The following is a 13657-nucleotide window of genomic DNA, read 5'->3' on the forward strand; positions in this document are numbered from 1 at the left end:
GCAGGCGGTTATTTTTTCTTCGGATGCGGAGGGGTGGGCAGATCGGAGTCCTCGTCCTTGTCCGACCATGGATTCCAGTGCGTGGGTTCCTTTTGGGTGGCACTGGTGAGTTTGCCGCCGAGCGTGATCGCCCAGATCTGCGCTTTGCCGTTGTTCTGCCCGGCGGCCGTCAGCTCGTAACCGCGCGGGTCGAACCCCTGGGGAGTTGACCAGCCGCGCCAATCGTTGCTACCCGCACTTTTCTGGAAGTTGTCAGTAAAGTCGTTGTTCTCGTCCTGACCGATGATGATTGCGCCGTTCATGCCTTCAACCGCCGCGATGTTGCGCAGCTTTGGCGCTTTGAGCCAGTTCGGCCCATTCCAAACCCCCCATTTGCCGCCCGCCGTCTCCTGCCCCGCGCCCCAGAGCTGCCGCTTGTCGTCGAGAGCCCACACCGCCGAGCGCCCATCCTTCTGCTCGCACGCCGTGACCTCGATGAAGCGTGATTTTTCGGGCGTCTCAGGAAAATTGGCCCAGCCGCTAAAGTTGCCGGCCGGGAGGACTGAGTAAGAATAGGCAAGCACGCCATCTTCCAAAATAGCGAAGATGTACATGCCCTGGCCGCCGCCGCCGCGCACCGCAGCGATCTTCCTCGGCCTCTTGTTCCCCGGGACGCCGTTATAGTTGTGCTGCCACGGCGACCAGTTGCCGCCGGGCGAGGTCTGCCAACGCGCCCACATCTCGTACTTATAGTCGAGCGCCCAGAAATAGACGCGCCCGTCGGGGACAGTCTGGCAGGCGGCCAACTCGTAGATTCTCTTCGGCTCTTTGGGGTCGGTCCAGCCCACGCCTTTCCAGTCGCTCCAGCCGCCGCCGGGCGATCCCTGGTAGCAGGTGTAGAGCTTTCCCTTGAAATCGACGCCCCAGATTTGGGCGCCCCGATTGCCGCCCTGTTGCGCGGCCGTGAGTTTGTTTAGCTTGGGTGCGTTTTGCCAGGACATGATGACTCTCCTTTTTTTGGATGCCCCCAGCGGAATGACAGAGCGCGAAGGCGTTAGTTATCTGGGGATTGGGGTTTGGGTTGGGGTTTTGGGGATCGGGGTTTGGGAGGTATTTATGCGATCGCGCTCCGCGGCGTCCAGCAATAAATGCGAGCGCTTAATTTTCCGCCGATCTGATCTTGCCGAATAATAAGGGGGCAGGCGTTAGTCACCTGGCCGCGGCCAGTCTGTCCGGCGGCGGACATGGCGAATGCGCCCGCAGAAGCATGAGGATTGTTTTTGACGTGTTGTTCTGGCTTAGTCAGAATCGAACGCGAAGCAAGAAACCTGGAGCACAAAACCATGAAACAACTCCTCACGGTAGTTATCCTGGTCGCTTTTCTTCAGAGCAGCGTCGCTGCGTTGCCGGCCGTGCAGGGGCATACCCTGGCGGACAATAAGGTTATCCCCGCGCGGGTGTTGAAGAGATCCGTCAGTGCCAAATTCTACAAGAGTCTGTTAATCTCCCCAATTAAGGGATGGGTTGTCGTCCGCGCCAACCTGGCGGGCGCGCGGCTCTCCGGCATGAGATTGATCCACTCCGAGCTTGATGGCGCTTATGATTCCCTCGCCCTTGAACGCGCGAAAGAAGTATTGATTGCCGGATACCGCGCGACCGAGCGGCCGAATCATACGCCCTCCGTCCTTCTCCATCTTATGATTTACGATATCGCCGATGGAACCATGGCCCTTTCTTTCGCTCACCTGGACGAGCCAGGCGGCGACCAGATGGAATACTGGGGCTGTGCGCGGCTTGCGGTCCTGAAGAACGACGGCACGTGGACCGACGTCAAAGGACCTGAAAGTCTTGAGGGCAAAGGCTGGGCTGTCCGGAGTCCCGGCTGGAGAAATGAGGCCCGCGACGCGGTCCGTAGCTTTAACAATTAACCGTGCACGCTCGATTCTTCTGCCGGCAAGCGGAGCGCTTGCTCTACCACTCCAGCATCTTTCGTCCCCTCCGGGGACTCGCCCGGGTTGTTACGTTTACCCAGCGCTGAAGCGCTGAGCTATTATCAATTCCTTTTCCGACCTCGGATCGACGGGCGTGGAGGTGATCAGCGAACCGCCCGGCTCTCAGGCAGGCGGCTATCTGAAGAAGGCTCTACCTCAGCTCGATTTTACGCCCGGCTACCGCAATGGAAGGCCGACCGCGACCACTTATACTTTTACCTGGTGGTTTGGACAGACGGTCGGGTGGTGAAAGCGATCTCAGATTGCAGATTGTAGATTTCAGATTTCAGATTTCAGATTTCAGATTTCAGATTGATCAGAGGTCAGGCGTCGTCGTGACCCCAATCTACAATCTGCAATCTACATTCTCATTCTGCATTCCCCATCTTGCTGATCGCAAGCGATCTGATACAAGCCTAACTCATGGATAATTTTTCGACTGAGGAATGGGCGGCGCGGCTTTGGCAACGGCGGGAACGTTGGACAATTTTCCTCTTCGCGTGGGCTTCTCTCGGCGCGGTGGTAGCAGGGTCGCTCGCCATCGGAGCGGCGCAGAGGAACAGTCCATTCTGGTTGCGCGACCTTATTGCCTGGGTGGTCGGAGCGCTGCTGGCCTGGGCAATTGTGAGCCTGGGATTTTCCCGCCCGCTCAAGCGGCTCTTACTGGGCCTTGCGCTTGCCGGCCTCGCGGCGAGCCTCCTCAATCACGGAGTGATGGAAGTTCATCGGTGGTTGGACTTCGGGCCACTCCATCTCAACATCGCTGTCTTGCTTCTGCCGGCTCTGCTGGTTGTGCTCGCCGCCGATGGGTCAGGCCCAAAGTTCACCGCAGCGGTCGCAGCGGGGGTGGTCGTCGTTTTGTGGGCCCAACCCGACGCATCGCAAGCCTCTGCCTTCGCCGCCGCATTTGCCGTTCTTTGTGGCGTCCGGAGATTCAAGCCGGTAACACAGCGCCTCATCCTCCTGGCGGTTCTGGCCTGCGCTGGCTTGTCCTGGATGCGAGCGAATCCACTCCCGCCCGTTCCTGAGGTGGAGGGTGCGGTCGGGCTTGCCTGGCATTACTCCCCCATCATTGCGTCCGTGGCGATTGCTTGCCTCGTGATCGCGGCCGTGGCCCCGTTGCTCCTGGTCCTCGGTAACCGAAATATCAGAACAGCCGGGATCGCTTTGACGACCTATTTTGTCATCACCGCGATTGCTCCCTTCGTTGGATACTATCCCGTGCCTCTAATCGGCGTGGGCATGAGCCCGATCGTCGGGTTTTGGATAGGATTTGGCTGTCTGGTCGCGCTTCAGCGAAAGGGCGCGGCGATTCGTGTGCCGCAACCGGCCGAGGCGCCCAACACCATGCCGACCGATCGGCGCGACTTCGCCATTATCTAAGCCGGATATCGAAAGGCGGGTCGGTCGCGAATGCACGCGAATAGACGCGAAGGGATCAGGGAATGGCGGATCAATCACAAAAACAGTCTGTAGGGCGACCCCTTCGGTTGCCGTAATTTTTCGATTTGGCAAGCGACGCGCTTTCGATTTGGCAAGCGACGCGCTTGCCCTACAAATTTTTCCGTGCGCGCTTATCGGCCGGCGATTTCCTCTCACTTGAAATTGTAGATCTCCACGAGCCCGATACCGGTGCCGACGAATTTCCCGTTCAGGATCGCGGTGTAAGCCCCGGGGGCCAGGGTCAGGAATACTCCGGCTTCCTTTGCATTGGGAAGCGCCAAACCGTGGGAGGTGAGCTGCGCGGCCGAGACGGGGTCGCTTTGCCAATCGTCGTTCGTTGCGATCCCCGCTCCATTGCCGTCGTGAAGCTCCAACGCCGGGTCGGGCAACACGTTCATCAATCCATAATTCGCGAGTGATGGTCCCAGACCGCGGACCGCGATCCGAACGCTGCCCGCTTCGTTTCCCAGAATAAAGCCGCCGATCATGACGTCGTTCTCCTGTCCGACGTATCCGCGTGTGCTGAGATTCGCCAGCTCGGGTTCGGCCTGGCCATTAATGTCGTAGACCTCGATCAGTGCGATTCCCTGCGTCTGGTTCCTGCCAGTTAGGAAGGCTGTGTAAGCGCCGGCCTGAAGCGCGACCACGATCACGGCCTCGCGGTCGTCTCTCGGCTGGTAAATGCTGCCTTCGATGAAACCGCGGGTGACCGGATCATCTTTCCAGTTGTCGTTGAGCGCGATCACCGTGCCGTCGGCACGGTTAAGCTGGATGACAGGATCCTGAAGCGCGGCGCTCGCCGGAACCCCGTTTTGGCCCAGCGACGGTCCCAGTCCCCGGATGATGACGTACTTCGTTTGATTGCCGGTGATAATAAGACCACCGATCAGAATGCGGTCCCCGGTCTGAACGGGAGCGCGGGTTGCAATGTTGACGGCTTTTGCTGGGGCCGGATCAGCCAGCGGATCGTCGTCGACAATCGTAACCGTCGCAGTTGCAGGAGAAGAAGGAGTGCCTTGCAGAACCGCGGTGAAATAAACCTCAAACGTTTCATCCGGTTCCCGATAACCGTCGTTCGCAATCGGGATCTGGATCTCCTTGCTCGTCTCATTCGGCTCAAACACCACGCTGGCGGTAAGATCGTCGCCCGTGGCGGAGTAATCCGAAGGCGCCCTCGCGGTCCCGTCCCGGGTTTTGTAATACGCGGTCACCGGAGCCTCGGTGGCGCCGGTTTTGGTGATGGTGAGAGTGGCAGGCCCGGCGCCTTCATTGACGCTGTAATTGGCCGAGCCGAATTGCACCGCCGGCGCGGGGTCGTTGTCCAAAATGGTGACCTGCGCGGAGAAGGGAAAACGCAGGGCCGCGCCGCCTGTTGGATCGCTTAGGACGACGTGAAAGGCTTCGCTCGTTTCATAGCTCGCGTCTTCGTTTATTGCGATGACGATGGTCTTGCTAGTCTCGTTAGGCGCAAAGGTCACTTCGCCCTGCGTGGCGAGATAATCCTGTCCTGCCGTGGCAAAGTTTGGCCCTGTCCCGTCATCCCGGGTGGCGTAATGGACGCTGATCGGCCCGGTCGCCGTCCCCGATTTGATGATGGTGAGGGTAACGGATCCCTGATCCTCACCGATGGGATAAACTTCCGAGCCAAATTCCAGGGTTTGGGCGTTCGCCGCGATCGCCATGAGAAACAGCAGCGCGAAAATGCCTGAAGAACGGCTCTTCATCGGGTCGACGTTAATCGACCTACCCTGCGACCGGGGCGCTGTCGAGTCCGATTAGGTAACAGCGCGAGGCAACCGAAGGGGGAGAACCGCCAAATACGCCAAAGAACGCGAACAAATATGCGACGAGGAGGCACCCAGGGGAACCTTGATATTTTTCTTTTCCTCGTTTCGGGGTTAGGCGAATGCTAAGCCGCGATGCTTTGGCTGATCATCGTCGGCTCGTTTGCCTACATTTTTTACCACCTTGGCGAAATGGAGTATCGGCGCGGCGCGCTCCTCTGCGTTATGAGCATCATTATCTCCCTCGCCGCGCCCTACGTGATTCCGATGAGAATAGGTTTCTTGTCGATAGTAATTGGCAACGTTTTCTTATTTCTTGCCCTGTGGATCTACAATTTCTTTCGAAAAAAACCGATGGATTGACGTTGGAAAATTAAGAAAAATTGGCTCCGCGAACGAAAACGGGTGCCACCATTCGATTCGAACTCACGACAGGGCTAAACTCGGCCAACCTTTCCATTCGCGTTCGTTAGCGTCATTAGCGGTTAGCTCTTTCTGACTTGCATTTCGCTCACCGGAGGGCCTTTCCTCATAGGCATGCGAACCATTATCTCTGCAGTTATTGCGTCGGTTGCGTTCCTGATCGGGGCAGCTTCGGCTTCAGCGCAGGATCCGGCGGTGGTCAATGCCAAGACGGTGAAAGTGAAATTCGAGAACGATAAGGTGCGGGTTCTCGAGGCGGAATTGCCGCCCGGGGTCAAGGAGGCGGTCCACTCGCATCCGGCCTACGTGATTTACGTCATGGCGGGTGGCAAGGTCCGCAATTACGCTTCGGACGGCAAGACGACCGAGACCGAAATCAAGACCGGCGATGTGCTCTACCGCGATCCGTTGACCCACGCCGCCGAGAATATCGGCACCACGACCATGCACATGATCCTGGTCGAGATGAAGCCGGCGAAATAAATTGTAGGGCGACCGCTCCGGTTGCCACGTTTTCCCTCGGCAAGCGGAGCGCTTGCCCTACAATCGGCAATCGGGGACCGGTCCGATTCCCATCTGCGGATTGTTGTAGGGCGACCGCTCCGGTTGCCATGATTTCCCCCTTGGCAAGCGATGCGCTTGCCCTACAATTTCCGCATGGGTCAGCCCCCCAGGATCCCAGTTTGGCTGCGCTGGGAACAAAGCGTCATCTATTTTGTGACGCTCTGTGTTGATGGCCGGAAACCGGTCCTGGCGAATGCAGAAGCGTTCGCTGCCTTCAAGCATGCGGCCGACAGGCTGCGCGATTGGGAGGTGCTGGCAGCGGTCCTGATGCCGGATCACCTTCACCTTCTGGTCACACCAACAGAAGATCGCGAAGCCAGGCTCGGAAATTTCTCCGCTGCGATCAAACGCTGGATGCGCAGGGAATTGAACGCTTCGTGGAAATGGCAGAAAGGATCGTTCGATAGGTTGCTTCGTTCTGATGAATCATTGACCGAGAAGTGGCTATATGTTGAAGAAAATCCGGTTCGCGCAGGCTTGGTGAAAGACTTTCGCGATTGGCCGTTCCGCTATGCGTTCAATGAATTGTAGGGCAACCGCATCGGTTGCCGTAATTTCGGATTCGGTGGCAAGCGGAGCGCTTGCCCTACAATTTTTTCATTTCGAGTTTATTCGCGGTTAGCCGGCGCCACAGAAAACCCGTAAATCGCGTTTCCACAGAAACTTATTGACGCGTCTCGGCGTCGCTCCCTAGCCTCCGCCCAACACAAAACGCAGATGCGAAGCGAGCGCTTCGCGGCCCGCCAAAAGGCAAGGGGTGTCTGGAAGTTCCGGCGAATTTCCCGCGAGCCATCAACTCAACACAAAAGGAACATCATGAAACTTATTGCTTCTACCCTCTTTGTGACCCTCGGAATAGCATCGGCAGCCTGGGCGCAAAAGGCGTCCCCCTCCCCGGCCGCTTCGTCCGCCACCACGACGAAAACCACGACAACGTCATCGTCCTCGGCGCGCACGGACCTGTATCATGTCCACTTCGCCAAGTCGGCGCCGGGGAAAGAATCAGAGCACGCCGAGGCGCTCAAGAAACAGGATCCGAAAGCGCCGATGCCCGGGCATTTCGTCGTGTTCCGCCACATGGATGGGGACGCGTGGGACTACTGCGTGATCGAACATCTCGGAACCAAAATGACCATCGAGGCCGCGGCGGCGGCAACGCCCGCCATGCAACCCGCGCTGAATGATTGGCACACCGACACCTACGTGACCGGTCCGGCGTGGGCGGAATTTGCGAAGGCCCTGGGACTCGACGACGCCAGCAAGAGCAAGGAGTCGGCTTACGCCGTCTCGATGTATCGCCCGATCCCCGGGCAACGCGAAGCGTTGGACAAGTTCCTGAACGAACCGCCTGACCGCACGGTGGACACCTCGTCAGGCAACGTCGTCCTCCAGCATATGGAAGGCGCGGCCTGGACGTTCGTCGCGGTCGCTCGCTACAACTCGTGGGCTGATTTCGCGAAGAACGAAACCAACAGCATTCCGCAGATGAACAAGAAGGAAGGCGGCTGGTTCAAGTTGCGGAGCCTGGTGTCGTTCCATACCGACACGCTCTGCGATCGGATCGCGCCGTAGTTAGCGGCGATGCGGTTATCATGGCTGTCCCGGCGCCGAACCGCGCCGGGGCAGTCGGATTTCGGCGGAAATTCTTTCGACCGTCGGAGACCGCCGCTACAGAGGGAGGCGGACATTATCCTTGACCGGTTCTTTGGCTCTCGTCAGGCTCGGCGCATGAAGCGCCTCCTTCTCCTCCTTACCCCGGTCGTCCTAGTCGGCAGCAGTTTTGGATTCGTTAATCCTGGCAACATCCGGACGATCTCAAACATCTCCTCGATCCCACAACGGGTTCTGCAGAGAACGATCAGTCCGAAGTTTTACCAGAGCCTGCTGATCTCCCCGGTTGAAGGTTATGTGGCTGTTCGCGGACAGATCGATGGCATCCATCTCACGGGCTTGAGGGTGGTGCACTCGGAGCTGGATGGCGCCTACGACTCGCTGGCGTTGGAGCGCGCGAAAGCCGTGACCATTGTCGGCTACTATGGCCTCGACCGGTTAAACAAGAGCGGTAACGTCGTCGTCCATTTACTGATTTACAAAATCGCCGACGGCACCATGGCGCTTTCGTTTGCCAACCTGGATGAACCCGGCGGCGATCAGCAGCAATATTACGGCTGCGCCGTTCTCGCCGTCTTGAAGAGCGATGGACGATGGACCGAGATCAAATCGGTTCCCACGCTCCAGGGGAAAGGCATCGCGGTTCAATCGACCAAGAATTCCAAATTCGCCACGCGAGAAATCTATTTCTTCGCCGGGTTTGGATCACGGCCACGTTAATTGGCCGCTGCTTGGATGGTAGGGACGCTGCGCTGCGGCGTCCGTCGCTTCTCCTCGAAATTTTCGACGGTCTGAGACCGCCGCTACAGGGTCAGCTGCGGGCATTCCCTGATTCGGCATCGTCTTGCCAGTTGGAGAAGTTCCCGATAGAAGGGAACAGAAGGCACCGCATGAGATCATCCATCTCGATCCTGGTTTGCGCGCTCATGATGCTGGCCTCCCGCGGTCTTTCCTCAGGTTTGAGCTTCGCGGGCGTACCTCTCACACCGGGCGCCACAGTCCGCGTGAGTGTGCCTTTGAGCGACGTGGAGAAATCCTATGTCGCGGAAGGGGGCAACGCCGTGCCCCCCTATACCCTCGCTACCCTTGCCGTTCCGCGCGGGTTTGATCCGAAGAAAACCTGGCCCGTGCTCATCGCGTTCTCATCGAGCGATCACCAGTACCCGAACTGGTTCGACATGATGGGCTTGTACCGTGCGACTGCGCTCGCGGAAGGCTGGGTTCTGCTCACTGGGGATGGGCCGAAACCAGCTCCCCGCATAGACAGCTCCGGCTGGCGCGCCGGGCACGCTCTGGCCGCGCTGGATGCGTTGAACCGAAGCTTTCCCGGTTCGCAGAAATGGCCGATCGTCTGCGCCGGTCAATCGGGCGGCGCGAAGAGGGCGAGCTATCTCGCGCCGCTCCTCGCGGCAGGCGGCTATCGCGTTGCCGGAATTTTTCTCGAGGGAATGAACGAGGAGAGAATCACTCAAGCCTATCAGCGGTTCACCCCGGGCCGTGACTTTCTCCGCACTCCTATTTTCCTCAGCAGCGGAGTGAAGGACAGAATCGCCACGCTCGATCAGCAAAACGCCGTGGAATACTCGATGCGACGAACGGGATTCACAAACATCCGGCACACGACCTTCCCGGGCGGGCACGAAGTGCGACCCGCCCAGCTGCAGGAAGCGCTCCGCTGGTTCCGGAAAGGATCGTAGACCAACTACCTGTTCGGCGTCAGCAGGTCCTTGCGCTTGATCTCGACGACATTATGGGACGGTATTGCTCCGGCCGTTCCTTCCTCCGCCCAATGTCCCGGCAGATTGCTGGATGTGCTTCTCGGTATCCAAACGAATCTCTTGAGGCCTTCCGCGAGGACCCGCCCTCGCACGTTGCCGTCCGGTCCCACCTGGATCGGGATATCGACTCCGGCAATAAGTTTGTCGCTCGGTATGTTGCTTTGGTTCGCCGAGCGCTTCGCTCCCTCGATCTTGATCGAATACGAAGTGGCCACAACCATTACGCTTCCCGTGGTCTCCTGAAGATCTTTCGCGGAACGCGCTCCCCAGACAAAGAGCGTGTAGGAGCCGGCAGGCAACGCCGAGAGGACAAAGTTTCCCTGAGCATCCGTAATGGCATGCTTTTTCGGGTTTTGTTTCAGGGCCACGTTGACTGCGGCGACACCGCCAGGTTCCTGGCCGCCATAACTCACTGCCGCCGCGAAAGCGGCGACGCAAAGCAGAATAGCACGCGTCATGTTCTTCATGACTTCAGAGAATAACGTGCCGCTCCCAAAAAACGAGCCTATTTAGTCGCCACGGTCTGAGTTGGACCCCTGCCCCCAGCTCCCAGCTTGCCAGTCCGCGCCCTTGCCGGTACAAGTTGGCAGAACGCATCGCATGAGACGTTCCATCTCAGTTCTGGTTTGCGCGCTCACGATGCTGGCCTCGGCGTCGGCCCAGCAGTTTGAGCTTTCGCTTGATAGCAGGGCCGCAGCGGAGGCTCTCACCCTGCCTCCGGACGATTTCTTCGATTCCCCCTACCGCCTGACTCCGCTCGACCGCGCCCTGCGCATTGTCGAGAAGCAAATTGAGGAGAAGCACGCCGCCGAAGCTCCCAAATCCGCGATCCAATTGTTTTGGGAGGCAGAATTCTGGAGTTCGCCTCTAATGAAATTGATCCCGGTCGGCGGCGGACCGCAACGCTATCCGGAGGACCCCTTCGTGATGGCGGATTATCTCACTGTCGCCCGGCGACAGAGTGATTATCAGCTCAAACTTTCCGACGAGAACACCCGCCTGTTCTTCAGCAAGTAGGATTGCCGACTCCGGAAGTACGTTCTCATGCACCTCAATCACATTCATGTGGCGGTGCGCGACCTGAGCGGGGCGCTCGACTGGCTCGAGCGGGTGTGGCAGGTCAAAGCGCAGTTTCAGAACGAGCGGATGGCGACGCTCATCTTTGGCGATTTCACGCTCATTCTGGATGCGGCCGAAGCGGACAGCCCAGCTACGATCGGGTTCGAGAGCGACGATTGCGACCGGGATTTCCGGAATGTCGTTGCGCGCGGCGCGGCGCCCATTGAGTCTCCTGAAAACAAACCATGGGGGATTCGATCCGCCTACCTTCAAGGACCCGGCCGGCTCAAATTCGAGATCGAGGGGCCATTGAAGTAGACGGCGCGGCACCCACGCACGACAAATTAGAATGGTATCGAACCTCGGGTCAGGAGCGCGGCGGAAAATAAAAGCTCGACATGTTTGTCCTTCTCCCGGTAATAATTACGTCGATTACGTGACCCGACGTTTCAACTCCGAAAGCATTCGGGGCTGGAAGGCCGCGTTCCGGTCCAAAATGGAGTTTTACTCAATCGCCCGGCAGCCGGAACCACTCCAACAGTCTCCGGCCCGCGTCGGCCATCCCGCGGCCGCCCCTTCCCGCCTGAGCAAAGTATTGCTCGTCCTGGCCATGCTGGCGTTGTCAGCCACCGCCAGCTTCGCCCAAGTGACGGTAACAGCGACCGCCGGCGTTACCGGACCCACTCCATACGTGACTCTGGGTCAAGCCTTCCAAGCCATTAACGCCGGCACCCATCAGGGAAGTATCACCATCGACATCGCAACCAGCACCAATGAAGGCGGGGTGCCAGCTAACCTGAATAGCAGCGGCGCCGGGCCGGCCGTATACACGTCGGTCCTGATTCGCCCCAAGGGCGACGACGTTGCCATTATTGGCGCTCCGCCGACTGGCATCGGCGTCATTCAGCTCAACGGCGCTGATAACGTCACCATCGACGGCGACAATCCGGACACTATCGGCATAAATCGAAACTTGAGGATCGTGAACGCCGCGGTCGATACGACCACCTTCAGCTCCGTTATCCGGATTGCGCTCAATCAAAGCAACGTAACGAGCTCCGACAACGTCGTCTTCAAGAACCTTATTATCCAGGGCAACGCGCGAGGGAGAAACATCGCCGCAGCCAACTCCCTGGCTGGGTCTGAAAATACGACCTACGGCATTTTGGCGGGAGGCGGTGCTGGGTCGAGCACCAACACTCAACCGCCGGATCCAATTACTTCCCTGACTATGGTCGTCGGAACGGGCGCGACCGCGGCCAACCTCCAAATTCAAAACAATGTCATCAATTCGGCGGCTCGCGCCATCGCGGTGCAGGGATCGGCCCCGAGCGTTTTCCCCGGCCTCGTGATTTCGGGCAACTCGATCGGGACCGCGGCCCCGGGCTCGCCCGACCAGGTCTATTCCATGGGGGTAACCGTGCAGGGCTCGACTAACGCGATCGTTCGAGCAAACACGGTCTTTGTGGAAAGCTTCCTGCCGACCGGCATTCGCGGTCTCGACTGCGGCTCCATCAGCCCAAACATCAACGGCGCTCTCTTTGACTCGAACCAGGTACTCCGAGTCACGAACAATAATCCTGGGACCTTTGGCGCGTATGGCATCAATCTGGGCGGAGGCAACAACCACGGCATCAGGAACAATTTTATCAGCGATATTAGCCACAACATGACTGGCGGCTCTGCCTTCTCAACCACGTTTGGTGTCTTTGGGATACTAGTCCCGATTGGGACGGGCCACCAGGTTTACAACAACTCGGTCAACCTCCATGGACTGATGCCTGGAACGGCGAGCTCAAGTCTCCTCTCGGCGGCCTTCGCTCTGGTGTCCACGAGTTCAACCAATTGCGATGTCCGAAATAACATCTTCGCCAACAACATTACGGGCGGCACGACTTCTGTCGCTCATGTTTCGGTTTATCTGCCGTCAGGTGGCACCGCGGCGATGAATCTCACCGATAATTGGAATTCATACTATTGCGGGACCGATTCCGCGCGCCAGGGCGTGGGTCAGGCGGGGTCCACAGCCGGAACTAATTTCTTCGTTACTCTGGCGGCCCTCGCGACCTACTCCAGCACCCTTTCTCCGGCAGGCACGAACGACAATGCTTCGATCGCTTCGACCGGAGCCGTCCCGTTCGCTTCCGCCGATGATCCGCACATTACCTCGGCTGCGCCGGAGTTTGATAGCGGGGTTACTATCGCGTCGGTCACGACTGACATTGATGGTGAGACACGGCCGCAAGGGTCCGCCTATGATATTGGCGCGGATGAAGCACCAGGATTGCTGCCCAGCTTCTCGATTGACAACGTCACGAACAACGAAGGCAACGCGGGGACCACCACGGCCTTTGTCTTTACCGTCACGAAAACTGGCGCGGCGCCGGCAAATACCTCGGTTGACTTCATGACCCAGGACGGGACGGCGACTCTGGCGAACAATGATTATCAATTCGCCACCGGGACGCTAACGTTTTTGCCGGCGGACACGACAAAGCAGATAACGGTGATCGTGAACGGCGATAATGCGGTGGAGCCGAATGAAACTTTCACGGTTCATCTCAGTAACGCCTTCAACGCCACCATCGGCACGGCAGACGGCACCGGAACGATCATTAATGACGACGCGCCGACACCTACGCCGACCGCCACTCCAACAGCGACGGCGACGGCGACGCCAACTGGTACGCCATGTCCGTCGACGACCATTGCGGGGACCGGAGTAGGAGCAATCGCCGATAGCCCGGGATCGCCAACCTATGGACCGCCGCTGGTGATCAGCTTTGCGGTAGCTGGGCAGAGCGCGCCGCTCACTAACGTGGCGGTGGATCTGACCCTGACGCACACGTGGGTGGGAGATCTGGACATGATCCTGACCTCACCGGGAGGGACAGCGAGCCTGATCACGGTGAGCCGGATCGGGCAAACGACCGCGGGGGGAGTGGGCGACAGCTCCAACTACGGAGGGCTGTATAACTTCACCGACAGCGCGGCAGGGACCAACATCTGGACGGTGGCGTTGACT

The 13657-nt window shown here is 58.8% G+C and carries 14 protein-coding genes; 11 read left to right on the plus strand and 3 right to left on the minus strand.

Translation table 11 applies throughout. The features are described 5' to 3' along the window. Window positions 1-8 precede the first annotated feature (8 nt). A complete protein-coding gene (locus VJU77_03180) occupies window positions 9-980 on the minus strand; it encodes a hypothetical protein (GenBank protein ID HKP02341.1) in 972 nt (323 codons plus the stop codon). 342 nt (window positions 981-1322) lie between these two features. On the opposite strand from VJU77_03180, the gene VJU77_03185 reads away from it, so the two are divergent. Beyond that, a complete protein-coding gene (locus tag VJU77_03185; protein ID HKP02342.1) occupies window positions 1323-1907 on the plus strand; it encodes a hypothetical protein in 585 nt (194 codons plus the stop codon). Window positions 1908-2393: 486 nt separating this feature from the next. Further along, on the plus strand, window positions 2394-3353 hold the full coding sequence (locus tag VJU77_03190; GenBank protein HKP02343.1) for a hypothetical protein: 960 nt from the start codon (window positions 2394-2396) through the stop codon (window positions 3351-3353). Between the two features lie 212 nt (window positions 3354-3565). Here the strand turns inward: VJU77_03190 and VJU77_03195 are convergent, their stop codons facing one another. Next, on the minus strand, window positions 3566-5137 hold the full coding sequence (locus VJU77_03195; protein HKP02344.1) for a Calx-beta domain-containing protein: 1572 nt from the start codon (window positions 5135-5137) through the stop codon (window positions 3566-3568). Window positions 5138-5332: 195 nt separating this feature from the next. Here VJU77_03195 and VJU77_03200 point away from each other — a divergent pair, with 195 nt between their 5' ends. The 6 genes from VJU77_03200 (at window position 5333) to VJU77_03225 (ending at window position 9492) form a co-directional block, all read left to right on the plus strand. Then, window positions 5333-5560, plus strand: coding sequence for a hypothetical protein (locus tag VJU77_03200; protein HKP02345.1), 228 nt, complete (start codon window positions 5333-5335; stop codon window positions 5558-5560). A gap of 174 nt (window positions 5561-5734) precedes the next feature. Further along, window positions 5735-6103 carry a hypothetical protein gene (locus VJU77_03205; protein ID HKP02346.1) on the plus strand — a complete coding sequence of 123 codons (369 nt, stop codon included), beginning with the start codon at window positions 5735-5737 and terminating at the stop codon, window positions 6101-6103. Between the two features lie 174 nt (window positions 6104-6277). Beyond that, a complete protein-coding gene (locus VJU77_03210; protein ID HKP02347.1) occupies window positions 6278-6715 on the plus strand; it encodes a transposase in 438 nt (145 codons plus the stop codon). A 285-nt stretch (window positions 6716-7000) separates the two neighbouring features. Further along, on the plus strand, window positions 7001-7756 hold the full coding sequence (locus VJU77_03215; protein HKP02348.1) for a hypothetical protein: 756 nt from the start codon (window positions 7001-7003) through the stop codon (window positions 7754-7756). Window positions 7757-7912: 156 nt separating this feature from the next. Further along, window positions 7913-8515, plus strand: a complete 603-nt coding sequence (locus VJU77_03220; GenBank protein HKP02349.1) for a hypothetical protein — start codon at window positions 7913-7915, stop codon at window positions 8513-8515. Between the two features lie 170 nt (window positions 8516-8685). Next, complete coding sequence (locus tag VJU77_03225; protein ID HKP02350.1) at window positions 8686-9492, plus strand: hypothetical protein; 807 nt, start codon at window positions 8686-8688, stop codon at window positions 9490-9492. A 5-nt stretch (window positions 9493-9497) separates the two neighbouring features. Here the strand turns inward: VJU77_03225 and VJU77_03230 are convergent, their stop codons facing one another. After that, window positions 9498-10040 (minus strand): hypothetical protein, encoded by a 543-nt coding sequence (locus VJU77_03230; GenBank protein HKP02351.1) that lies wholly within the window; start codon window positions 10038-10040, stop codon window positions 9498-9500. A gap of 133 nt (window positions 10041-10173) precedes the next feature. On the opposite strand from VJU77_03230, the gene VJU77_03235 reads away from it, so the two are divergent. The 3 genes from VJU77_03235 to VJU77_03245 form a co-directional block, all read left to right on the plus strand. Next, the gene (locus tag VJU77_03235) at window positions 10174-10590 is read left to right on the plus strand and encodes a hypothetical protein (protein ID HKP02352.1); all 417 of its coding nucleotides are present in this window, start codon (window positions 10174-10176) and stop codon (window positions 10588-10590) included. 27 nt (window positions 10591-10617) lie between these two features. After that, window positions 10618-10950: a VOC family protein gene (locus tag VJU77_03240; GenBank protein ID HKP02353.1), complete on the plus strand. Its 333-nt coding sequence runs from the start codon at window positions 10618-10620 to the stop codon at window positions 10948-10950. Between the two features lie 178 nt (window positions 10951-11128). Next, window positions 11129-13657 (plus strand): Calx-beta domain-containing protein (locus VJU77_03245; GenBank protein HKP02354.1); only part of this gene is annotated, 2529 nt, incomplete at its 3' end.

The organism is Chthoniobacterales bacterium, assembly GCA_035274845.1.
GTDB lineage: Bacteria > Verrucomicrobiota > Verrucomicrobiia > Chthoniobacterales > UBA10450 > AV80.

What these genes read in the sequence shown, in the direction of transcription:
- VJU77_03190 (HKP02343.1), top strand. Translation starts at nt 2,394, where the DNA reads ATGGATAATTTTTCGACTGAGGAATGGGCGGCGCGGCTTTGGCAACGG.
- VJU77_03185 (HKP02342.1), top strand. Translation starts at nt 1,323, where the DNA reads ATGAAACAACTCCTCACGGTAGTTATCCTGGTCGCTTTTCTTCAGAGC.
- VJU77_03200 (HKP02345.1), top strand. Translation starts at nt 5,333, where the DNA reads ATGCTTTGGCTGATCATCGTCGGCTCGTTTGCCTACATTTTTTACCAC.
- VJU77_03230 (HKP02351.1), bottom strand. Translation starts at nt 10,040, where the DNA reads ATGAAGAACATGACGCGTGCTATTCTGCTTTGCGTCGCCGCTTTCGCG.
- VJU77_03240 (HKP02353.1), top strand. Translation starts at nt 10,618, where the DNA reads ATGCACCTCAATCACATTCATGTGGCGGTGCGCGACCTGAGCGGGGCG.
- VJU77_03235 (HKP02352.1), top strand. Translation starts at nt 10,174, where the DNA reads ATGAGACGTTCCATCTCAGTTCTGGTTTGCGCGCTCACGATGCTGGCC.
- VJU77_03210 (HKP02347.1), top strand. Translation starts at nt 6,278, where the DNA reads ATGGGTCAGCCCCCCAGGATCCCAGTTTGGCTGCGCTGGGAACAAAGC.
- VJU77_03220 (HKP02349.1), top strand. Translation starts at nt 7,913, where the DNA reads ATGAAGCGCCTCCTTCTCCTCCTTACCCCGGTCGTCCTAGTCGGCAGC.
- VJU77_03180 (HKP02341.1), bottom strand. Translation starts at nt 980, where the DNA reads ATGTCCTGGCAAAACGCACCCAAGCTAAACAAACTCACGGCCGCGCAA.
- VJU77_03205 (HKP02346.1), top strand. Translation starts at nt 5,735, where the DNA reads ATGCGAACCATTATCTCTGCAGTTATTGCGTCGGTTGCGTTCCTGATC.
- VJU77_03215 (HKP02348.1), top strand. Translation starts at nt 7,001, where the DNA reads ATGAAACTTATTGCTTCTACCCTCTTTGTGACCCTCGGAATAGCATCG.
- VJU77_03225 (HKP02350.1), top strand. Translation starts at nt 8,686, where the DNA reads ATGAGATCATCCATCTCGATCCTGGTTTGCGCGCTCATGATGCTGGCC.
- VJU77_03195 (HKP02344.1), bottom strand. Translation starts at nt 5,137, where the DNA reads ATGAAGAGCCGTTCTTCAGGCATTTTCGCGCTGCTGTTTCTCATGGCG.